This window comes from Stenotrophomonas maltophilia group sp. P373 (genome assembly GCF_053295075.1).
The window spans coordinates 4,149,162-4,171,553 of the sequence record NZ_CM129994.1; the positions used below are offsets into that span (position 1 = coordinate 4,149,162).

Genomic DNA, 22,392 nt, shown 5'->3' on the forward strand with positions numbered 1-22,392 from the left:
TCAAGGAACGGCAGGATGAGCGCGACAGGCAAGGCGTTGTGGTACATCGAAACCCACGCGGACCGGCCACTGGCGCTGGCCGACATTGCCGCTGCGGCGGGCCTGTCGCCATTCCATCTGTCGCGCCTGTTCCAGGCCCGCACCGGCACCTCGGTGGTGCGCTACCTGCGCGGGCGCCGCCTGAGCGCTGCCGCGCAGCAGTTGGCCAACGGCGCCGGCGACATCCTGCAGGTGGCGCTGGGTGCCGGCTATACCACCCATGCCGCCTTCACGCGTGTCTTCAGCGAACAGTTCGGACAGACGCCGGAGCGCGTACGCGAACAGGGCACCGATGGGCTGGCGCTGGTGCAGGCGATCCGCATGGACGAGGCCCCGTCCGCCTGCATTGAAGCCCCCCGCCTGCTCGAGACGCCCGCGTTCCAGGTGGCCGGCATCGGCGTGCGGCATACCCGCGACAGTGGCGGCGCGATTCCCGGCCAGTGGGCGCAACTCAACCGCGAATGGCCGATGCCGGCGCCGATCAGCTTCGGCGTGTGCTGCAACAGTGATGACAAGGGTGGCTTCGATTACATCGCGGCACTGCCGGCAAGCACGGTGCCGAGCGTGCCTGCGCACTGGCAACGCGTGGACATCCCGGCGCGCCGCTACCTGGTGGCCTGGCACAGCGGGCACATCTCGGCCATCCGCTCGACCTGGTTCTGGTTGCTGGATCATTATCTTCCTGCTTCCAACCTGAGCCTCGCCGATGCGCCGGATCTGGAGCGCTACGACGCCCGGTTCGACGAGCACACCGGCCAGGGCGGCGTGGAAATCTGGCTGCCCGTCGACGACCGTCCCCACTGACAAGGAGTTGAAGATGCACATGACCGCTGCTGTGCTGGGAGCGATGCTGATGGCGTTCACAAGCACCGGCGCCGCTCGCGAAAGCGGGGTGGCCGGCGAGCGCCACGGCACAACGACGCTGGCCAGCGCCGCCGTGCGCGACGCAGAGCGCCGCGACGCCTTGCGCTACACGGTCTGGTATCCGGCACCTGCAGGCAGCCGGGAGACCGTGCTGACCATCGGTCCACCCGACGCGCCGCTGTTCGAGGTCGGCCGGTCGTCCAAGGATGCGCCGGTCGCCGGTGATCGCCTGCCGACCTTGCTGCTCTCCCATGGCAACGGCGGCAGCGCGCGCATGATGGGTTGGCTGGGCACGGCGCTGGCGCGGGCCGGATATCTGGTGATTGCGGTGGATCATCCAGGCAACAACGGCGTTGACAGCATGACCCTGCCCGGCAGCGTACTGACCTGGCTGCGCGCCGATGACCTGCGTGCCGCACTGGCGGCTGTGCAGGCCGATCCGGTGCTGGGCCCGCATGTCGATCCTGAGCGCCTGGGGGTCGCCGGATTCTCGGCCGGCGGCTACACCGCACTGGTGGCGGCCGGTGCGCGACCGGACCTGCAGCGACTGCTGGCCTTCTGCACGGCGCATCCGGATGACGGCGTCTGCCGGCCCCAGCAGGAAGCGGCCACGCACACGATGGAGGCGCGTGTTGCCGCTGCGGCGTCGCCCGAGCTGTCGCCGTGGATGTCCCACGCCAACGACGCGCGCGCCATTCCCGGCGTGCGCGCGGTGTTCCTGCTGGCACCGGCAATCGTGCAGGCCTTTGCGCCCGAGCAGCTCTCCTCGCTGGAACAGCCCGTGTCGATCGTACTGGGCGAGGCTGACACGGTTGCGCCACCGCAGAGCAATGGCGAGGCTGCGCGTGCGGTGATTGCGGGCGCTGCACTGCAGGCGCTGCCCGGTGTCGGCCATTACGATTTCCTCGCCGCATGCACCCCGACCGGACAGCGGCGGCTGCAGGACCTGTGCAGGACGTCGGTGCCGAAGGCGCAGACCCACGCGCAGGCAGTGGACGCAGCAATACGATTCTTCAACCATTCACTGCGCTAGTGGCCGCCGGGCAGGCCCCAGCGTTACAGTGAGCGCGTCCATGGAGAATCGGTCATGCGCCTGCTTCACCTCACCCTGCCGGTGTCCGACGTCGCCACCGTCGCCGCGTATTTCCACGATGTGCTGCAGCAGCGCGTGGTCGGCAACCATGTGCACATCGGCTGGAGCACGATCGAACTGCAGGCGGCGGGTGATCACCCCATCGGTGGCGTGCACCTGGCCTTCAACGTACCGGACAACCGCTTCAGCGAGGCGATGGCCTGGTTGCGCGAACGTACCCCGCTGCAACGTAATCCTGAGGGCCTGGATTACTTTGCGCTGGAGAGCAGCTGGCAGTCGCAGTCGGTGTACTTCACCGGTCCCGACGGCCTGATCCTCGAGTTGATCGGCCGGCGCCGTCTGCCAGTCAGCACGCGCGCAGGCGCTTTCCATGGCAGCGAGCTGACCTGCCTGAGCGAGGTTGGCCTGCCCAGCCACGATGTCGATGCGGTGCGCGAACAGTGCAGCCAGCGCTTCGGCCTGCAGCCGATCAGCCCGCCTTCGCCGCAGTTCGCACCGGTGGGCGACGACGAGGGCCTGCTGATCATCGTCGCCGCCGACCGTCGTTGGTTCCCCGAGCAGAAAGACCTGCCCAATGCGCAGGGCGTGCAGCTGCAGATGGGTGATGTGAGCGGCAGCGGCGAGCTGCGCGATGCGGCGCTGGGCTGGCGGGTGTGGGCGGCCTGAGCTACCAGCTGCCCGAAGCGCCGCCGCCGCCGCTGCGACCACCGCCACCGGACCAGCCGCCGGAACTGCTCGAGGACGAACTCGACGACGAGGTGCTGGACGAGGAACGGTAGCCTTGGGACGACCTTTGTCCGCTGCGTGCTTTTTCGCCGGGCAGCAGGGTGAACACCCAGATGAAGTACAGGAACAGCGTGCTTGCGCAGGACACGATCGTCGCCAACACGCGTGCGTTCTCGTCGCTGGCCTGGTCGATGGCCAGCAGCGCGCCCAGCGCATAGCCGCCGGTCAACAGCACCAGCACCACCAGGCGCACGGCGAAGCTGTTGCGGTTCTTCCGCCAGCGCGCGCGGCCGGCCTGCACCAGGAAGAACACCAGCATGGCGGCAATGGCGACCGCCAGGTTCAGCAACGTGTGCAGGGCAAGGCTGGGCGGCAACTGACCACGGACCAGCATCACCATGAAGAAACCGATACTGACGGCCAACATGCCGGACAGCACGATGCGCACACCACGGCTGCGACGCCAGCACCACCCCAGCAGCGCCGCCACCGGTACGGCCGGTAACAGCACGAAGAACAGCGCAGGCAGCACATGCCGCGGCAGCAGCAGCGTCGCCGAAACCAACCCAGCGGCCATCACTGCCGTTACCAGCAACGGTCTGCCCCAGGCAGGCAATGTCGGCCAATTCGGCCTGGGCATTGCCGCATTGGCTGCCAGTGCCTTGCGCCGCCGCTCACGGCGCTTACCGCTGAACTCGGCCTCGGTCCTGGTGGCCAGCAGGCGTGGCGGTGATCGCCACAGACCGGCCAGGAACCCCACCAGCAACGTCAGGGCAACGACCGAATCCCCTGTACGCCAATCCGCTGGCAACAGGTTGCGTGCGGATGAATCCTGCTCGGGCGGCAGCGGCTCGCCATCGATCAGCGCCACCAGCACCCTGCTGCCGTCCAGCACGCCCTGGTCCAGGTCTCCTTCGCGCAGGCGCGGCACGATCGCCTTGTCGATGATGCGCGCGGCATAGGCATCGGGAATGGTGCCTTCCAGGCCATAGCCGGTCTGGATGCGTACGCGCCTGTCCTGCACCGCCACCAGCAGCAACACCCCGTCATCGACACCGGCGCGGCCCAGCTGCCACTGGTCGAAGACACGCTGTGCATAGGCTTCGATGCCGTCATCGCCAACACTGGGCACCACCAGCACCTGCAGTTGCGCGCCTTTGCGTGCCTGCAGCTGCAATGCCTGCTCGCGCAGCGTGGCGCGGGTGCTGGCGGACAGTGCGTTGGCGGTGTCCACCACCGGGTCGTCCAGTGCCGGAATCGGGGCCGCCGCCAGCACTGGCAGCGGCAGCAGGCAGAGCAGCAGTGCCAGCCCTACCCACTGCCATGCGTTGCGCCACGGCAGCACCCGGCTCATGTGGACGCCGTGCCTTGCAATGGCGGTGCTGTGCATCATGCGAAACGGCATCCGTGTATGTCCTTGCCCCATGAACGGAAAAGCCGGCCGGATTACCCCGGCCGGCCTCCTTTACCACACACTTCTTCACACGCAGCGGTCAACGGCCCATGGCCACCCGCTGCTGCTCGTCCTGCACGTGTTGCTGCGAAGGCTCATGCTTGGCCAGCATTGCAGCGCTGGTCTCCTGCAGGCTCGGTGCCGCCTGGGTCATGTCCACCGCAGTACGGAAGCCGGGAACGGTGCCCACGACGAAGGCCTTGCCATCCTGCACGGTGACGCCCTGCAGCTTTTCCGGCGAATCGATGCCGGCGGCCTTGGCCTGGGCGGTCACATGCGCGCTCATCTCGTTGGAGATCATGCCCGGCATGTGGCCACGGATCGCATTGTGCAGCGGCGTATCCGGATGCGCCTTGTCGCCCAGCTGCGGCCCCTTCGGCGCCGCCTCGGCATGGCTGCGGCCTTCGGCCAGCTTGCCCAGCGTCGCCGGACCCGCCACGCCGTCGGCGGAGAGCCCGTGCTGCTTCTGGTAGGCGATCAGTGCGTCCCTGGTATTGGCACCGAACTTGCCGTCCTCGCTCAGCGGATTGCCTTGGCCGTCGCGCACGCCCAGGCGGTTGAGTTCCTTCTGCAGCGCAGTCACTTCCTCGCCCTTGGCCCCCTGGCGCAGCACACCGTTGTGGTCGGCGTCATGCGAATGGCCACCCTTGCCGGTTTCCTTCAGCTTGCCGTGGTCCCAGAAGTCCTGCGGGCTGATCAGCTTACCGTGCGGATCCTTCAACTGGTAATGCACGTGCTGGGCATACTGACCCGCACCGCCCGGGCCACGGCCGCCCATGGTACCGATCGGCTCACCCGCCTTGATCGGCTGGCCTTCCTTCACCTGGGTCGACTGCAGGTGCAGGATCTCGTGCGAGTTGCCCTGTGCATCCCTGATCTTCACCGTACCGTAGTCGCCACCGACGAACGTCACCGTTCCGGAGATCGGCGCGTTGACGGTCGGGTGCTGCAGATTACGGCCGTGCTGGCCGCCGACATAGTTGAAGTCGGTGCCACCGTGCGGCTTGTGCGCGCGGTGTTCGCCGAACTCACCGGTAATGTGCGGCTTGACCCCGTTCTGCGGGGGCAGCATCACCTGCATCGTCTGCTCGAAGTTGCGGGTCTGGCCTTCGGCATGCGCCGCTGCCGGCTTGGCCTGCGCGTGCGTGGCCGCAGCTACGGCGGGGGCCGCGTGGCTGCCCTGGGACTGGCCGTGGGTCAGTCCCAGACGCTGCTCCACGAACCGCTCGTACTTGTCCACGTACGGCATCACCTTCCTTTCAGACAGGGTGAGGCCGCCGTAATCGCGGGTCGGGCCGTCGTGATGGTACTTGTAGATGTACTCCTCACCCTGGCCGCGCTTGTGCGCCAGCGTGCGGTTATCGATGTAATGGTCAACCAGTGCATCGGACTGTGCGCCGACGTCGAAGCGGTTGCGGTTGTTGAGGTGGTAGTGGTTGCCGGTCTTGTCGATGAACTGGCCCAGGCCCGAGGCCGAGGTGGTGCCAGCGGCGGCATCGGGGTTGAAACCCGATTCAACGCGGGCGATGGCCAGTACGTGCGCCGTTTCGCGTGGGGTCAGTCCCTTCTCGCGCGCCGACTCGATGATCGTGTCGATCACCCGTGACTGTACTTCCGGGGGCGCATCGCCCCACCGGCGGGAGTTGCCATGCAGGCGGCCGTCGCTCTGGTCGATCGGCTCGCGGTAGTGGCTCCACGATTTGATGCGGTCACTGCTGTAGGCCGCCCCGCGGGGCTGGACCATGTCCTGGTAGATGTCTGCCATGTCTGTGCTATCCATTCTATGAAAAAGGGAATTTCCTTAAGGGGTACTGCTCCTGGTACTTCTGGTACTGCGGTACTGCAGTGCTGCGTTCACAGCGCGCGTGCGACGTCCTGCCGCTGCGCTCAGTCTTCGATGTAGTTCACCTCCGGGTGCTTGATGCCGAGCGAGTCGATCAACTTCTCGTACTCGTCGTTGTTGGGCTCCTGCTCCTCGCCTTCCGCGCCGCGCAGCGGCGGTGTGCTGTGGGTCAACTGGCGGCCACTGGCGTCGTACAGGTAGTACCACTCGCAGAAGCTGCAGCCGAACGGCAGTTCACCGTACTGCACGACGAAGTACGGCGTACCGCTGCGGTCCTGCACGCAGGCCAGGCCAACGGCGGTATAGCCGTCCATCTCCTTGGGCGCAGCAATGGCCTGGCGTGCGCCGTCCTTTTCGATTTCCAGCGTGGTCAGCCGGGAAGCGTCCGTGTCTTGGGTGGGCTGGGCCGCCAGGTGCAGGCGGGTGCCTTGGCAATCGATATGCATGCCGGTCTCGTCGCGCGTAAGAGAGGTGGGATGGTCCGCAACGGCAGCCGCAGGCGCGGCCGGCGTCGCTGCCGGGTCAGTGGAAGCAGGGGCCGCCGGTGCAGCCGCGTCAGGGCCGCTGCAGGCAGCAAGCATCAGGGCCAGTACGGGGGCAACGGGAGACAGACGCATGCGGGGCTCCTTGGGTGAATCACACGACCGCTCGCAGGCGGTCGCTCAGGGATCAGATCGATTCGTCCTCACGCTTGACCAGTTGCCAGCACGGCTTCTGGGCAAAGGTGTAGATCTGCTGGTCACTGGTATCGGGAGTGCGCATCTGCACCTGTACCTGGCCATCGGGCAGGCGGGTGACCTGCATCTCGCGGCCCTGGCGCTGCAGCGTGGCCGGGTCCGGCATCACCGGCCATTCGACCTTGGCAAGCGGCACCTTCTCCTCCACCTTGCGTGGCTCCGGCTCGGCTTCGCTGTCGATGTGGCTGTCCAGCAGCGGATCGGCAGTGGACGTTTCCTGCAGCGCGATCTCGTTGCCGAAATGCTTGAGGAAGTCGTCGAAGACCGGATGGGGGCAGCTGGCAGAAGCCTCTGCCGGGGCCGCGGCAACCGGCGTGGCCGGCGTCGTGGCGGTGGCCGTGCTGGTCGGAGCCGGTACGGCGGCGTCAGCGGGGGCTGCCTGGGGCGCAGGCTTGCAGCCGGACAGCGCAAGCCCCAGGGCAAGCGCAAGCAGGGCAACGGGGCGGAGCTGGTTCACGGGATCCTCCTGATTCCGGGCGGTCGCGCGCGGTTCCGGCGCGGTAGGGAGGCAAGGATAGCCATGCCTCGGTCAATTCAGTTTCAACATCCGCTGTCAGGAATATCCCGACATGCCGAATTGTGACTAATATCACACTAATACTGAAATCAACGTCATCGCAGCAGCCGTTAGACTACGCCGCACACGCTTCGACCCTGGCCCCATGCGCGCATTCCTGCTTGCCCTCTCCCTGCTGCTGCCAACGCTGTGGCCTGGTGGTGCGGCCGCGCTGGAGGTCCGGGAAGGCGATCTGCTGTTCGTCACCGCCGGCCATGCCGGCCTGAGCGCGGCCATCGACGATGCCACCGGCAAGCAGGGCGCACCCAGCTTCGATCACGTGGCCCTGGTCGCTGCGGCGCCAGACGGCTGGGAGGTACTGCATGCGGATGAGAAAGGCTCGCGCCGGCAGACGCTGGATCAGTTCCGCGAGGACGCCCGAGGCAAGCAGCGGCAGGTCGTGGTCTATCGGCTGCGCGCATCGCAGCAGGCTGCCATCAAGGATGCGATCGCGACCGCACGCATGATGCTGGGCAAGCCCTACAACACGTCGTATGTGTTGAATGAGGACAGCTACTACTGTTCGGATTTCATCGAACGTGCGTTCCGTGCGCACCATGTGTTCGCACTGCAGCCGATGAACTTCCGCAACCCGAAGACCGGGCAGATCGCACGACACTGGGTCGATCTCTACCGCGCCATGGGCATGGAGGTGCCGCAGGATCAGCCGGGCACCAACCCGAACGACATGTCAGCAGCGCCGGTGCTGCAACGCATTGGCGTGCTGGAATAAGCGAAGCCCCGCACGGGGCGGGGCTTCGCGCATCACAGGAAGTGGGTACCGAAGTCACTCCTCCTCGTCCTGCCCACCCTGTTGCTGGTTGCGCTGGTTGCGCTGCTGCTGTTCCTGCTGCTGTTGCTGCTGCTGGTCGCGGCCACGCCCCTGCTGCTGATCCTGCTGGTTCTGCTGGCCCTGCTGCTTCTGGTTCGGGTTCTGGTTCTGCTGTGCCATGTCCGATCTCCAAAGCCACACGCGGAATGCGGTGGACGGGACCATCGTCTGCAGCGAAGAGTTAATCGCGCGTTGGTGGGCGGCTACATTGGTGTGTACGCGCGTGAATGAACGGGCAAAGCCCCTTGCGGCACAAGCCGATGAAGGATTCATATGGGTTCGGCATGTGCTCATGCCGTCAGCGCGACTGCGCGCATTCATGGCGTGCTCTGCTGGAAACACGCGCTGAACGGAGCTGGCGTCCTGCTCGCGCACGGACGCCAGCCCTGCACTCACGGCATCACCGGCGGCACATACGCCAGGGTCATGCCCAGCAGCCACAACAGGCCCAGCACCAGCGGGATGTGCACCAGCAACTGGATGAAGGTGAAGCCCACGATGTCGCGTGCCTTCAGCCCCAGCACGCCCAGCAATGGCAGCATCCAGAACGGGTTGATCAGGTTCGGCAGCGCTTCGGCCGCGTTGTAGACCTGCACTGCCCAGCCCAGGTGCGCCTTCAGCTCGTTGGCGGCCTGCATCACGTACGGCGCCTCGATGATCCACTTGCCGCCACCGGACGGCACGAAGAAGCCCAGCACCGCCGAGTAGATGCCCATCACCAGCGCGAAGCTATCGGTGCTGGCCACGTGCACGAACAGGCTCGACAGCCGGTGCGCCAGGGTCTGCCCGTCACCACCGGCGGCGTGGGTGAGGATCATCGCGATACCGCCGTACAGCGGGAACTGGATCAGCACGCCGGTGGTGCTCGGCACCGCCTTGGCCACCGCGTTGAGGAAGCTGCGCGGGCGCCAGTGCAGCAGCAGGCCCAGCGAAATGAAAAGGAAGTTGTAGGTGTTGAGGTTGGCGATGGCAGTGAGCACCGGCTTGTTGGCGAACTCGTTGAACAGCCAGCCGAACGCCAGCAGCGAGAGCAGCACGGTCAGCAGCGGGCTGTATTCCAGCCATTCGCCCGGGCGCGTGCGTCGCTGCAGCGGTTCCGGCTCGGCCTGCGCAGCGCCGGGAAATTCCTCGGCAGTACGCGCACTGCCGGCCGCAGGCGCGGTCAGCCAGGCGATCAGCAGCGAGACAAGGATCAGCACTGCGGTCAGGGCGATCGACTGCCACAGAAAGATGGTTTCGGTGAACGGCAATACGCCGGTGATCTCCACCAGGCCCGGCGGCATGCTGGCCGGGTTGGCCTGCAACTGTGCGGCCGACGAGCTCAGCCCCATCGCCCACACTGCGCCCAGGCCGAGATAGGCCGACGCACCGGCGGCGCGGTAGTCCATGCGCAGTTCGGTGCGACGGGCCAGCGCGCGGACCAGCAGGCCACCGAACACCAGCGAGAAGCCCCAGCTGAGCAGCGAGGCGAGCATGCTGACCAGGCCCACGTACACCACCGCACCGCGACCGGTGCGCGGCACCCGGGCCAGGAAATCGATGAAGCGTGCGACCACCGGCGCGGTCGCCACGGCGTAGCCGCCGATGACCACGAAGGCCATCTGCATGGTGAAGGGGATCAGGCTCCAGAAGCCGTCACCAAAGGCGCTGGCGGTGGCCTGAGGGGTCGAACCGAAGCCCATCGCGGCCAGCGCGACAATGACCACGCCCAGCACCGCGAACACATACGCATCGGGGAACCACTTTTCCGCCCAGGCGGCCGAGCGCAGCGCTGCGCGCGCCATCCAGCCGTCCTGTACTGCTGCCGTCGAGGCCATCGCCTACCCTCCCAGGTTCGATGGACCGATTCTGGGCGGTGGGGTGTGGGCTGTCTGCCACCTATTGGTCGTAGGTGGCGGTAGTGCCGGCCGCTGGCCGGCAAACTCGGGATCGCGCACGGGTGCAGCCGGCCAGCGGCCGGCTCTACCAACCCCTGGGGTCAACGCAGCGCCAGGTCCACGGCGATACCGGCAAACAGCGCGGCGCCGACCCAGTTGTTGTGCAGGAACGCCTTGAAACATGGGCCGCGCTCGCGGTTGCGGCAGATCCAGAATTCGTACACCACCAGCGCGGTGGCCACGGCCACGCCGGCCAGGTAGTAGCCACCCAGCCCGCCGCGCACGCCAACCAGCGCCATGGTGGCCAGGAACAGCGCGTACAGCACGCCCTGGATGACCAGATCGAGATCACCGAACAGGATCGCGGTGGAGTGCGAGCCCATCTTCAGGTCGTCCTCGCGGTCGACCATGGCATACCAGGTGTCGTAGGCGGTGGACCACAGGATGTTGCCGGCATACAGCAGCCAGCCCAGCATCGGCACCTCGCCCTGCACGGCGGCGAACGCCATCGGGATGCCCCAGCCGAACGACATGCCCAGGTAGACCTGCGGCAGATGGGTGTAGCGCTTCAGGTACGGATAGCTGGCGGCCAGGAACACGCCGATGAAGCTCAGGCCGATGGTCAGCCCGTTCAGGGTCAGCACCAGGCCGAAGGCCACCAGCATCAGTACGGCGAACAGCGCCAGCGCGGCGCGACCGCTGATCGCGCCGGTGGCCAGCGGCCGCGCCTTGGTGCGCTCCACATGCGGGTCGAGCCAGCGGTCAGCGTAGTCGTTGATGACGCAACCGGCCGAGCGGGTCAGCCACACGCCGGCGGTGAACACGAACAGCGTCCACAGCGGCGGCAGGCCGCCGGCAGCCAGCCATAACGCCCACCACGTGGGCCACAGCAGCAGCAACGTGCCGATCGGGCGATCAGCGCGCATCAGACTCCAGTAATGCCGCCAACGCGGCGTCGCCGGCGACTGCGGCGAAGTGAGGGGGGTATCAGCCATGGCGATAGGATACTCCTGCCCCTCTGGCAGGGCTTTGCCGGTGGGGGGAGATTTGTTCGACGAAACTGGATAGAATGCCGGTCCCGCACCGCCTCATGGCGCTGCGATGCCCGCCCCGGCACTGGCCGACGGCGCGGCGGTTCTACAACGCGCCCGTAGCTCAGCCGGATAGAGTAGTGGCTTCCGAAGCCATTGGTCGGGGGTTCGAATCCCTCCGGGCGCGCCATTTTTCCTTCGTTGCCTGGCCGGCGCGCCGCCAGAAATGTCAGGGAATGAACGTTGCCGAGCGATGCTCGCAACCGGCAGCGTCCTGTACCACGATGGAGTAATTCGCGCCCGCGCTGGATGCGCCGGCCAGGAACAGGCCATCACCATCGAACAGAACGCTCTGCTGTTCATCCTGCCCGATCGACAGCCCGATCGCTCCCGGTGTGATTTCCTCAAGGATCACGTTGTAAGGCCGCCAGGCATCCTCGCCTGTGCGCCTCATCTCTGCGCGAGCGGTCCTTGGGTTCAACCTGCGTCTCTCATCCACCCACAGCTGAAGCGGCTGATCAGCATTGTGGGTGACCTGGAAGCGCCCGTAGGTCAGTCCGTCGACGCTCTCGGTGCCGACGTAGGTGAAATGGGCCGGCGGACACTTCGTGGTGCGGTTCGGATGCGCCGCACAGGATGTCAGTGCAACCACGAGGCAAAAGGCGTTCAGGTGCTTCATGGCTTCGAGGCCTGACGTGGGTGGTTGTCGCGGCGGTGTTCGGCAGTGAGGGCAACCAGCACTACGCCCCAGAGCGGCGTGAGCAGCACGACGCTCATCACCGTCAGCGAAACCGGTACCTGCCAGAGCAGCGATGGGCTGAATCCGCTGAATCTATAGGCTTCCAGTACAAGCACCACGACCTGGGCCAGAAGGCCCGCGAGCAGCCCCAAGCCAGCCCCCTTGGCAAGCCGCCTGATCGTAAGGCGGCCCGCGGCGGGAACCCGTGCGCAGATTCCCAGCAACAAAAGGCTGACGGCATACAGCCAGAAGAAAACCTGATGTGAGTCGAAGGCGTAAAGCGCCCTGCCCACAAAGTGCAGGAACAGCCAGAGTGCTCCACACGACACCGCGTAGGCCAGCCCGTACCGAAGAATCTGCCTGGCTTTCATCTTGTACCTCTCCGAGGGCGTGCAGCCCGATCGCGTTCTTTTGTGGAGGAGTGCGGGAGCTCATGCACCTTGCCTCCCGCTTGGCACCCTACTCGCGCAAGGCATCGCGCAGCGCTCGAGAGTACCTGCCTGCCTCCAGCGTTCGCAGCTGGGCCAGTGGAATCCGATACCTCCTGAACAATGCGACCAGTTCCCAGACGTCCTCCTCCAGTACCGCATCTGGATCCAGGGATAGATAGATGACATCCCCTCTGCCGACCACATTCCCGATGCAGCCGATTCGACCGCGCACCCGAGGCGCTCTACGTCTCGTCGCCCGAAGGCGGGTAAATTTCCACCGCCAAACCGAGGCCCAAAGTTGTGACTCTGGTGAGAACTGCACGATCCAGTTCAAATCCGCCAAGTCCGCCCACAAAGATGCTGATATAGAATTCTGCCCTCCCTCCCGTATCTGTGATGTGGCCAATGAACTCACGCTTGTTTATCAGAAAATCGCACCAACGGGAGATCTCCTCATCCAACTCGACATTCACCTTCCTCGCGAGAGGAATAGATAGATAGGTAAATTCATAGAGCTGCTGATCCTCACCCTGCCGAGCTGGTCTAGGCTCGCCTGCACTGCGGGCAAAGCGGGACTCCAAACCAATTTCCTCCCTAATGGATTCAGCAGAAACAGAGGGATGGAAAAACCTAAGTGAAATATTCACCAAAAGACCACTCACGCATCACCTCCCAAAACCATAATCACTAATATTCCCCTCTATTCTACCTTTGCCGTCCTGCGTCCCAACCCAAATATCGCCATTTGGGGCTATACCAGTCCAGTGCGTCGGGCTAGCAGCGGAACCTTCCTTAATGGTTTCAACGGCACCATGATCAAGCCCGAAGGATTTTTTGGCCGTGTCTATAGGGAGTGTTCCTACTGGACAGTTCGTAGGCTTGGATCGCGCACCGTCCTTTTTCTTGCTGAAGTAGAGGTTGGCGAGAGCATCCACGATTACTGGCAAACTTACCGTCGCACCAATGAAAGCATCGATTGGCGAGTGGATCGGACTCATATCAATGTATGGCGCAGGAGCTTGCCCTTCCCCATAGCCCGGGAGGTCAGGATTCCACTGCTGGTAACCACTTCCAGGCCGATACGCTGGAGGTGGCAATCGCATAGCCCGAGCTGCACCGGACTGTAAGCCAAGACGATCCAAAGCAGACGCAGGGTTCCCACTCACATATGAATAAGTACTGATGCCTCCAACCAAACCAATCGGATCACTCTGCGAGTACCGCCCCACCATTGGTTCATACTCACGCTGGTAGTTGTAGAACAACCCACTCGCATCCGTGGCCTGCTGGCCCGGGAAGCGCAGCGCAAGCCCAAACGCCACACCATCGCCATCCGGGTCAGCCCTCGGAATCTGGTTGCCGAACACTTCGCTCTTGTTGCTCCACTCCCAGATCGAGACATTCCGTACCGGATCGATCACCACGCGCGGCGTGCCCAGATGATCTGGTTGGACGTAGGCAAGTTCCGGCACGCCGGTGCCCGGCACGTTGATCAGCGCCACCGGGTAGTTGTCCAGCCAGATGGCCTGCTGTTGCGCCTGGCCCGTGGCCGAGTAGTTCCCCAGCCACTGCCCAGCTTCGTCGTACAACGTGATCTGTGCTGCGCCACCAGCCGGGGTACGCAGCACGCGCTCGCCGCGATGATTGTAGGCGTAGCTTTCCAGTACGGAATTGCCCTGCTTCACCGCGTTCATGCGGTTGGCATCGTTATAGATGAACGTCTTGCTGCCGATGCTGGTGGTATTCCCCGCTGCGTCATGGTTGCGCGCTTCGCCGTCCACGGCGGTCAGCCGGTGGCTGGTTGCGGGATAGGTGTAGCTGGCGGTGCCTGCCGAGGTGGTCAGCGCGGTGCGATTGCCGGTGGCGTCGTAGGCATAGGTTTCAATCGGCGTGCCTGTCGTCCCGTCCTGGGTCTGGGTCAGGCGACCCAGCGCGTCGTAGGCGTACTTGGCCAGCACCGACGAGCCTGCGCCGTTCTTCAGCTCGGTGATCGAACCGACGGGATCGTAGCCATAGCCCAGCGACAGGCCGCCTGCAGCCGGGTCATGCACCGCCTGAGGGCGATAATCCAGGTCTAACGGACGCTGCAGCTGGCGGCCGTTGCCGTAGGCCCAACCGGTCGCCGGGCCGAAAGCCGCGTAGGTCACGTTGTTCACCACGATCTGGCGGGCTTGGCCGGGCCGGGTCAGGCCGATCTGGCTGATGCGCCCCTGAGTATCGCGCACGTAGTCGGCGACGCTGCCATCGGGATACGTCAATGCCGTCAGGCGACCCGACTTGCTGTACGCATAGCGCAGCGTACTGGCAACGCCGTTGACGGTCTGCACCTTGCGGGTGACCTGGCCGAAGCGGTCATGGCAGTACTGGGTGCTGCCATTGGCATGCAGCACCTGCCTCAGCCGTCCCTTGGCGAAGCGCTCGTCGGCAGCACAGGCGGCCGGCGCCACGTCATAGCTGTAGCCCACGTCCAGATTGGGGTCCGGATAGGCGATACCGATCAGGCGGTTGAGTGCATCGTAGTGATAGGTGGCGGTGACGCCACGCGCATCGGTAGCCGTCTTGCGATTGCCGGCGGCGTCCACGGTGAAGCTGCTGGCGCCACTGTCCGGGCTGACTTGCCCGGTCAGATCACCGAAACCGTTATAGGCATAAGTGGTGTGCAGACCTTTCGGGTCGGTGACCTGGGTGACCTGATCCAGCGCGTTGTACTGGCTGCGGATCTCCGCCGCCACGCCGCCGACGTCCTGCAGAGTCTGCGCCAGGCGGTTCAGCGGGTCGTACTGCTGGCTGGTCACGCGCTGCAGGGCGTCGGTGATCGTCTGCGGGTTGCCGTTGGCATCGTAGGCAAAGCCGGTGGCGTGGTTGCCCGCATCCTTCAGCGCGGTCAGCTGGCCAAGCGTGTTGAACGTCCGCGCCAGAGTACGGCGCAGGGTGCCGCCTGCATCCAGCGTGTCTTCCTTGAGGCGGTTGCCGGCGTTGTCCAGCGCATAGTGAATGGTGTTGCCCGCACTGTCCGCGATGTCCGTCAGCCGCTGGGCGGCGTCATAGACATAGGTAACGCTGCTGCCGTCAGGCTCGGTGATCTGTTGCACCTGGCCGGTCGGCCAGTAGCTGATCTGGGTCACCCGGTCCTCGGCTGTGGTGGCACCGCGCACGGTGACCGAGGTCGGCCAGCCGCGCGCATGGTAAGTGTAATCGGTGACCACGCCGTTGGCATCCTTGACCGACAACGGCCGCCCGAACGCGTCGTAGGCCAAGGTCTCGACCGTCTGGCCCAGCGCATTGGTCACGCTGCGCAGGTCGCCCTTGCGATAACTGCAGGCACCATTGGCCGCGCATCCCGCGTCGTCCGCGGTGTAGTAGGCATAGGTGGAGACATCCGCCACATCACTGCGTGGGCCATCCACGCTACGCAGCAGTCCCACCAGCGGGCACTCCGGCCCTTCGGCCTCACAGTAGGTCTGCGTGGTGATGCGGGTATCACCGGTCACCCTGTCGCGCACGGTGATGGTGGTTGGCTGGAGGCGCACATTGCGTGCGACGCGGACCTCACGGTTACCGACGGTCTGCTGCACCAGCCGATTGCTGTCCATGGCCACGCGCGTTTCGCTGATGCGCTGGTCCGGAGTACCGGCCGCTTCGGTGGTGGTGGTCACACTGACAGCACCTGCGACAGCGTCGCTGGCCTCCGCATAGGCGTAGTTGGTAACAACGCCACGGCGATCGGTCACCGACTGAAGCCGACGCCGGAAATCGGTGCCCTCAGGCAGATAGGTGCGACTGATGCTGCCGTTGCTCTCGGTGATGCCATTGACCTTGCGCGGAAGGCCGCTGGTACCGCTGGCGGTCAAGGCGTAGGTGCTCTGCTTGCCCAGTGCGTCGGTGACGATGGTGGTGCCTGCCGGGGTGTACTCCAGGCGCACGCCATCAATGCCCACGTCGGCTTGGCTGCAATCGCCGGAATGGCGGCTGCAGGTGACTCGCCCTTGCGTGTCATAGCCGTACCAGCTGTAGCGCTGGTTGTCTTCGGCGGTCACGCCGGTTAGGTAGCCCGGGAAGCGGGCGTCCTCATAGTGATACGTACGGCTGGCACCGTCGGCATAGGTCGCGGTGATCAGTTCCCCGGCCGGAGAATAGGCGTAGCTCACCACAGGCTGGCCGGCGATCACCAGGGCCGAGATCAGTGAATCGTCGCCCGGCGCGAGGTACTGGACATCCACGCGCCGACCGGTTGAATGGGTGATGCTGAGCAGGCGGCCGCGGCTGTCGTGTGCATAGGTCAGCGAAGTACCGTCTTCGAAATCACGGCGCTGCATCAAGCCATCAGCATCAAAATAAATGCGCTCTCCGGCACGTGAAAGTTGCCAGTTGGTGCCCTGCTGGACCGCGCGATCGCCGCTTCCGTCCATGGCTTCGTAGCTTGCCCCCACTTTCTGGAATGCGATCTGCCCGCCATCGGCGCCGATCAGCCCAACTTTCAGTTCGGAGCTGGGAGGGAAGGTGGAATCGTCTACGCCTGCGGTAAGCCGCAGATTGTGGGAATGGGTCCAGCCCGTACCCAACGCGCCGCCCGCCGTGCTCGTCAGGGAGTGATAGTGGCGTTGGAAGCTCACCCATCCAAGGTTGAAATCCGGCTCAGGCTGGGATTTATCGCCAGTGGTCGGATCACACGGGTTACCAACAGGACACTGCTGCGGCGGCAGCGGCCCGCTTGTGTAGGAGAGCATGGGCGACATGTGCGGCTCGTCCTGCTGGACCAGAGAGCACATCTGCAGGGCCTCATTCCACGTCAGGGACGGTCGATTCGGACAAAGCGCCGTTCTGGCCCGGCGCACATGCTCCCACCCCACTATCGACGAGCATTCTTGAGTGCTCTGATGATAGAAGTTCAAGGTGTAATGGAAATTCTTCTCCTCGTTGGTGACGCTACCGTCGTCGCCCCTGCCAAGTCCAAGGAGCTCCACCCAAGGATCCTCCGTGAGTGAAGTCGCCGGGCACTGCGGGTCGCTGACGCGGGTAGCGAGGATCACGCTACGAATCTGATCTTCGGATGAGTACTCCTGCCCTGAGTGGATGTAGACCCAGTCGGTAGTAACGATCTTCTCGGGTCTCACCCGGTAATCGTAGATGACCTTCTTTCCAAGGACGCGTTGGCGTTTGACATGCCAATTGAAGGGTTTGTCCTTTTCGTACTGGGAAAAGAGCGACTTGATGTCCTTCTGCACCGCCGCTTCGGTAGCTCGCGGCTGGCCCATCGACAGGTAGCTCTCCCATTTCTTCTGCACCTCCTGCGCCTGCGCAGCCCAAGGAGCCAAGCTCCCCAGCGCGATCATCGCCAGTGCGGCACACGAAATGGTCTTCAGTCGTTCCAACATCCCTGTTCTCCTTCCTGGACAAACACAGCACCGGCAGGAACGAGAACGTGGGGCGGTTGCCTCACCACGTCATGCTTCGGATCGTCCCTGGTCCGGAATGCGGTCTGACCGCATGGGGGACGTTATCTCCGATGTCGTTTACACATTCAAGTCAGAAACTGTGGAGTGGGTCGGATTTCAGAGTTTTCTGATAAAGCGAGCGGCCGACCGAACAAGCAGCCGAGCGTGGGCTCGGCTCTACAAGGCGAATGCCTCCAGAAACAGAAACGCCGGGCATCGCCCGGCATTTCCGTCACAGCATGGAAGGGATGAATCTCAGTATTTACCGTCGAACGCGAAGATCGGCTTGCGCGTCTTCCACGCACCAGCAGTAAAGTCCGGGAACTCCAGCGTCTGGAAACCGTTGGCGATCGACTGCTCGCTCAACGGGGTGATCGCACTCCAGGTCACCGCGTCGTAGATGTCGATCGGCATCGGTGCCTTGGCTTTGAGCGCTTCAACAAATGCATGGATGACGAACCAGTCCATGCCGCCGTGGCCGGCGCTGGCGGCGGTGTCGGCATTCTGTTTCCACAGCGGGTGCTCGTACGCGTCCTGGTACTTCTTGAACTCTTCCCACTGGTGCGGCGGGCTGCGGCCTTCGATGTGGATCGAATGGTTCACGTCCATCCACAGGCCCTTGGTGCCCTGCACACGGAAGCCCATTGAATACGGGCGCGGCAGCGAGGTGTCGTGCTGCAGCAGGATGGTCTCGCCGTTCTCGCAAGCCAGCGTGGTGGTGACGATATCGCCCAGCTTGAACTTCACCTGGGTGCTGGGGTGGGTGGTGCCACCACTCTTGGCCACGGTGTATTCGTGCAGGCCGCGTGCCTTGGTCGCGAAGGCGTTGATGTGGGTGAAGCGGTTACCACGGTTGATGCCGGTATACATCGCGCAAGGGCCGATACCGTGGCTGGGATACAGCTCGCCGTTGCGCTGCACCGAATGCTCGGTGCGCCAGCGTGCTTCGCTCCAGCCCTTGGGACCGAACTCCACGCCGCTGTCGTACGGCTGGTTGGGATCGCCGGAATTGAACTTCACGCCACGCAGGTCGTGCTGGTAACCGGCCTGCAGATGCACCAGTTCGCCGAACAGGCCCTGGCGCACCATCTGCAACGCGGCCATCACGTCGCGGCGATAGCAGACGTTCTCCAGCAGCATGTACGGGGTGCCGGTGCTGAGCTGGGTCTTCAGCACGTTCCAGTGGTCCTGCAGGGTGATGCCGGCCACCACTTCACAGCCGACGGCCACGCCGGCCTGCATCGCGGCTATCGCCATCGGTGCGTGGTACTCCCACGGCGTGGCGATGATCACGCCATCGATGCCCTTCTGTTCCAGCAGGCGCTTCCACGCGTTGGTATCACGATCCTGGCCATAGGTCTTCGGCGCGGGCTTGCCGGCCTTCGCCACCATCTCTGTGGCACGGCCCAGCATGATCGGCTCGATGTCGCACAGGGCAACCACTTCGACGTCGTCGCGACGCACCAGCTCCTTCAGCAGCACCAGCCCGCGCATGCCGGTACCGATCATGGCCAGGCGCACCTTGCGCCCGCGTGCCCATGCCGGGGTCTGTGGCAGCAGGCTGCTGGCGGCAACAGCGGCACTGGCCGCGATGAATTCCCTACGCTTCATGACAGACATCTCTCCTCTTGGCAGCGTGCCGGCCGCAGCCGGCACGCCAGGTCACGCAAACGGAATTACTTGAACCGGTAGCCGATGGTCACACTGTAACCACGGCCGAAGATGGTTGCGTAGTCACTGGAGTCACCCAGGAAGCTGTTCGGATCGTAGAACGGCAGGCGGTTGAACAGGTTCTTGACCGTGAAGCTCAGGTTCCACGCATCATCCGGGCGCCAGGTGACGCTCATGTTGGCGGTCCACCACGACGGTGCACCATCGCACTTGCTCTTCTGCAGGGCCAGGTAGCCGCCGGTGCAGGTTTCCTTGTTGTTGCTCTCTTCGTCGATCTGGTCGGTAGCCCACTTGGTGCCACCCACGTAGTTGACGAACATGCTGGTGGTCACCTGCTTGTAGGTCCAGTCTGCATTGAGCGTGGCACGCAGGCGCGGGTTGTTGTAGTAGCCCACCACGTCGCCGTAGTACCAGCCGTTCTCCGCGTCCATATAGAAGCGGTTGCGGTTGGCGATGGTGGCGGCCAGGCCGATGTTCAGGCTGCCCCAGTCGCCCAGCGAGAAGCGGCTGCGCGCGTCGATGTCGAAGCCGTCGATCAGCGTCTTGCCGCGGTTCTTGTACTGGCCGACCACGCTGGCCACGTTGCCGGCGGAGTAGCCCGGCAGGGTGGCCGGGCAGCTCACGCCGCTGGCCGGATCGGCGCACATTGCCGCCAGCTGCGCCAGGTTGGCACGGTCGCTGTCGGTGATCGGCGAGCGCGACATCGAGATGATGTCTTCCATGCGGCGATAGTCCGGCGCGACGATTTCGTTGTCACGGTAGATGAACCAGTAGTCGGCCGACACCGACAGCCAGGTTGCCGGCTCGTAGACGAAGCCGAGGGTGGCGATCTTGGCCTTTTCCGGCTTCAGGTCCTTGTTCGGCTGGGTCATGCGCGCCACGGTGCGGCTGCAGTCGACGTTCAGCAGGGTCTTGCCGAGGTCGACGTCACCCGGCCGCTGCGACTTCAGCAGCAGGTTGGCGATGGCGTTGGTCTCGCCGCAGCGCAGTTCGTCACGGAAGCCACCGAGCTGTGCGAATACGCCGCCGTTGCCGGACTCGGCCAGGCTCGGTGCGCGGAAGCCGGTGGAATAGGTGCCGCGCAACATCAGCTGATCGAACGCCTGGTACTTGAAGCCGATCTTCGGCGCGATGTTGGCGCTGAAGTTCGGGTACTTGTCCACGCGCACCGCCGCATCCAGTTCCAGCTTGTCGGTGATCGGTGCCACGGTCTCGGCAAACAGCGCGTAGGTGTTGCGCTTGCCGTCGAACCACGAGCCGCCCTGCTGGGTGATCAGGCCATTGGCCGCATCGGCATTGCCCGGGGTGTAGAAGGTCTCACGGCTGGCGTTGAAGCCGAACGCGGCGCGCATCTCGCCTGCCGGCAGCTGGAACAGCGGTCCTTCGATCTTGCCGTCCAGGGTATGCAGGCGGGTCCACGACTGGATGTCGAAGGTCGGGAACGCTTCACGGATCAACGCGGCGTTGGCTTCGCTGATCTCGCCGAACTTGTACGCCGGGTGGTCGGAGATGATCACCCGACCGGTACCAGGATCGATCGTGTACGGCCCGAACGCCTTCTCGAAGCCCTTGGTGTTGACGTTGATCGTCTGGTAGGTGGTGGAGTGGGTACCGGCGCTGGCGAAGGCGGTTTCCCAGTTCCAGTCGCCCCGGTTGCCACGCGCACCGGCCAGCACGCGGTAGCTCTTGTCGGTATTGCGCTGGCCGAAGTAGTTCGGGCCGGCATCCTGCAGCAGGTAGTTCAGGCCGACCACGCCGCCCATCATGGCCTTTAACTGCGGGCTGGCGTGGTTGTACTCGTTGTTCGGGCCCAGGAACGGGTACAGGAACTGGTTGACGGTGTTGCCGGTGTTGCGCGAGAACCAGCTGGTCGGGTTGCCAGTCGTGGTGCCATAGGTGCGCGGCGTGCCGCCGTTGGCGCGCAGGTCGATGTCGGTGTAGGTCGCCTCGGCGAAGATCTCGGTGTTGTCACCGACCAGGAAGGTGCCGTTGAGGTAGGCGGTGTTGCGCTCGGACTTGGCGCCGGCATCGATCTCGTTGTTCATCCAGGTTTCCCAGACGCAACGCGGGCCAGCCGCTTCACTGGTCAACACGTTCTTGCAGCCCGGCGCAGCTTCCTGCACGCGGCGGCCGGTGACCGGATCGAAGGCGAAGTAGGTGCCCGGGTTGAACTCGCCCGGCCTGCTGCCCACGCCCAGGCGCAGGTTGTTGAGGTAGTTCGGGTTGTTGACGTAGTACTGGTCCGGACGCTTGTCGTAGAAATCGCTCAGCGGAATCGCGTCGCGACGGTACATGTTGACCGCGCCATAGATATTGAAGCGGTTCTCGGCCAGGTCACCGAAGCCGGCGGTGATGCTGGCCTGGCGCTCACCGTAGGAATCGATGCGCGAGGAGGTGTCGTTGGTGAAGCTGATCTCGGCACCCTGGAAGTTGCGCTTGGTGATCACGTTGATCACGCCGGCCACCGCGTCGGTACCGTACACCGCCGAGGCGCCGTCGGTCAGTACTTCCATGCGCTCGATGGCCGCCGCCGGGATCGCATCGATGTTGACGAACTGGGTCTGGAACCCGGCCGGTGCGCCGTAGTACGACAGGCGGCGACCGTTCAGCAGCACCAGTGTGCCCTGTGCGCCCAACCCGCGCAGGTTGGCCTGCGAGGCACCATCGGAACCGGTGAACAGCGAGCGCGCATCCTGCTGCGCGGGGCGCGCGGCCGGCAGGTTGTCGAGCACCTGCAGCAGCGTGCGCGCACCCATGTTCTGGATGTCCTGCTTGCTGATCACCTGCACCGGCGAGGCGGTTTCAACGTCGGTGCGACGAATGTTGGAGCCGGTGACCTCGATACGGGCGAGGTCGGTGGCGTTGTCCTTGCTCTCCTGGGCGAAGGCAGGAGCAGCAAGCGAGAACAGCGCGCCGGCAATGGCCAGCGTCAGCGGAGCGATCGGGCGGCAGGGGGGGCGGTGGTGGCGGGCGGGCAACATCGGGGTTCTCTCCTGGCAGGGGTGCGGCGCAACTGAGTGAGCGCGTGGGCGTTCGGCGGGCAAAACGCTCCCGGGCCACGGCCA

Annotated in this window: 17 protein-coding genes and 1 tRNA gene; 5 read left to right on the forward strand and 13 right to left on the reverse strand. The window is 64.7% G+C overall.

All coding sequences use genetic code 11. The annotated features are described in order from the left end of the window. Window positions 1-15: 15 nt before the first annotated feature. The 3 genes from ACSYHF_RS19265 to ACSYHF_RS19275 are packed head-to-tail and all read left to right on the forward strand — an operon-like array spanning window position 16 to window position 2,662. A complete protein-coding gene (locus ACSYHF_RS19265; RefSeq protein ID WP_447575939.1) occupies window positions 16-843 on the forward strand; it encodes an AraC family transcriptional regulator in 828 nt (275 codons plus the stop codon). Between the two features lie 13 nt (window positions 844-856). Continuing rightward, window positions 857-1,936, forward strand: coding sequence for an alpha/beta hydrolase family protein (locus tag ACSYHF_RS19270; protein ID WP_447575940.1), 1,080 nt, complete (start codon window positions 857-859; stop codon window positions 1,934-1,936). Between the two features lie 54 nt (window positions 1,937-1,990). Next, window positions 1,991-2,662: a VOC family protein gene (locus tag ACSYHF_RS19275; protein ID WP_262220859.1), complete on the forward strand. Its 672-nt coding sequence runs from the start codon at window positions 1,991-1,993 to the stop codon at window positions 2,660-2,662. Between the two features lies 1 nt (window position 2,663). On the opposite strand, the gene ACSYHF_RS19280 is transcribed toward ACSYHF_RS19275, so the two are convergent. The 4 genes from ACSYHF_RS19280 to ACSYHF_RS19295 form a co-directional block, all read right to left on the reverse strand. After that, the gene (locus tag ACSYHF_RS19280) at window positions 2,664-4,076 is read right to left on the reverse strand and encodes a TPM domain-containing protein (protein ID WP_447575941.1); all 1,413 of its coding nucleotides are present in this window, start codon (window positions 4,074-4,076) and stop codon (window positions 2,664-2,666) included. 139 nt (window positions 4,077-4,215) lie between these two features. Next, a complete protein-coding gene (locus tag ACSYHF_RS19285; protein ID WP_447575942.1) occupies window positions 4,216-5,940 on the reverse strand; it encodes a peptidoglycan-binding protein in 1,725 nt (574 codons plus the stop codon). Between the two features lie 122 nt (window positions 5,941-6,062). Next, window positions 6,063-6,635 carry a hypothetical protein gene (locus ACSYHF_RS19290; RefSeq protein WP_240431560.1) on the reverse strand — a complete coding sequence of 191 codons (573 nt, stop codon included), beginning with the start codon at window positions 6,633-6,635 and terminating at the stop codon, window positions 6,063-6,065. Between the two features lie 52 nt (window positions 6,636-6,687). Next, window positions 6,688-7,212, reverse strand: coding sequence for a hypothetical protein (locus ACSYHF_RS19295; RefSeq protein ID WP_005420058.1), 525 nt, complete (start codon window positions 7,210-7,212; stop codon window positions 6,688-6,690). 205 nt (window positions 7,213-7,417) lie between these two features. Here ACSYHF_RS19295 and ACSYHF_RS19300 point away from each other — a divergent pair, with 205 nt between their 5' ends. Further along, a complete protein-coding gene (locus ACSYHF_RS19300; RefSeq protein ID WP_065186583.1) occupies window positions 7,418-8,044 on the forward strand; it encodes a YiiX/YebB-like N1pC/P60 family cysteine hydrolase in 627 nt (208 codons plus the stop codon). Window positions 8,045-8,098: 54 nt separating this feature from the next. On the opposite strand, the gene ACSYHF_RS19305 is transcribed toward ACSYHF_RS19300, so the two are convergent. The 3 genes from ACSYHF_RS19305 to ubiA all read right to left on the reverse strand — a co-directional run bounded on the left by ACSYHF_RS19305 (window position 8,099) and on the right by ubiA (window position 11,015). Further along, on the reverse strand, window positions 8,099-8,263 hold the full coding sequence (locus tag ACSYHF_RS19305; protein ID WP_005414774.1) for a hypothetical protein: 165 nt from the start codon (window positions 8,261-8,263) through the stop codon (window positions 8,099-8,101). Window positions 8,264-8,535: 272 nt separating this feature from the next. Next, window positions 8,536-9,960 carry a short-chain fatty acid transporter gene (locus ACSYHF_RS19310; RefSeq protein WP_447575943.1) on the reverse strand — a complete coding sequence of 475 codons (1,425 nt, stop codon included), beginning with the start codon at window positions 9,958-9,960 and terminating at the stop codon, window positions 8,536-8,538. A 161-nt stretch (window positions 9,961-10,121) separates the two neighbouring features. Continuing rightward, window positions 10,122-11,015 carry a 4-hydroxybenzoate octaprenyltransferase gene (ubiA, locus tag ACSYHF_RS19315; RefSeq protein WP_005411493.1) on the reverse strand — a complete coding sequence of 298 codons (894 nt, stop codon included), beginning with the start codon at window positions 11,013-11,015 and terminating at the stop codon, window positions 10,122-10,124. Window positions 11,016-11,164: 149 nt separating this feature from the next. Between ubiA and ACSYHF_RS19320 the strand changes: the two genes are divergently transcribed. Continuing rightward, window positions 11,165-11,241: transfer RNA gene (locus ACSYHF_RS19320), tRNA-Arg, on the forward strand. Between the two features lie 39 nt (window positions 11,242-11,280). Here the strand turns inward: ACSYHF_RS19320 and ACSYHF_RS19325 are convergent. The 6 genes from ACSYHF_RS19325 to ACSYHF_RS19350 form a co-directional block, all read right to left on the reverse strand. Further along, on the reverse strand, window positions 11,281-11,730 hold the full coding sequence (locus tag ACSYHF_RS19325) for an adhesin (protein WP_111128146.1): 450 nt from the start codon (window positions 11,728-11,730) through the stop codon (window positions 11,281-11,283). Then, window positions 11,727-12,161, reverse strand: a complete 435-nt coding sequence (locus tag ACSYHF_RS19330) for a hypothetical protein (RefSeq protein ID WP_005420072.1) — start codon at window positions 12,159-12,161, stop codon at window positions 11,727-11,729. The genes ACSYHF_RS19325 and ACSYHF_RS19330 overlap by 4 nt, the downstream gene beginning before the upstream one ends. A 302-nt stretch (window positions 12,162-12,463) precedes the next feature. Beyond that, the gene (locus ACSYHF_RS19335) at window positions 12,464-12,883 is read right to left on the reverse strand and encodes a hypothetical protein (protein WP_134955282.1); all 420 of its coding nucleotides are present in this window, start codon (window positions 12,881-12,883) and stop codon (window positions 12,464-12,466) included. 3 nt (window positions 12,884-12,886) lie between these two features. Continuing rightward, complete coding sequence (locus ACSYHF_RS19340) at window positions 12,887-17,596, reverse strand: RHS repeat-associated core domain-containing protein (protein WP_447575944.1); 4,710 nt, start codon at window positions 17,594-17,596, stop codon at window positions 12,887-12,889. 315 nt (window positions 17,597-17,911) lie between these two features. Then, window positions 17,912-19,267, reverse strand: coding sequence for a Gfo/Idh/MocA family protein (locus ACSYHF_RS19345; protein ID WP_447575945.1), 1,356 nt, complete (start codon window positions 19,265-19,267; stop codon window positions 17,912-17,914). 65 nt (window positions 19,268-19,332) lie between these two features. Next, window positions 19,333-22,308 carry a TonB-dependent receptor domain-containing protein gene (locus ACSYHF_RS19350; protein WP_447575946.1) on the reverse strand — a complete coding sequence of 992 codons (2,976 nt, stop codon included), beginning with the start codon at window positions 22,306-22,308 and terminating at the stop codon, window positions 19,333-19,335. Window positions 22,309-22,392 lie beyond the last annotated feature (84 nt).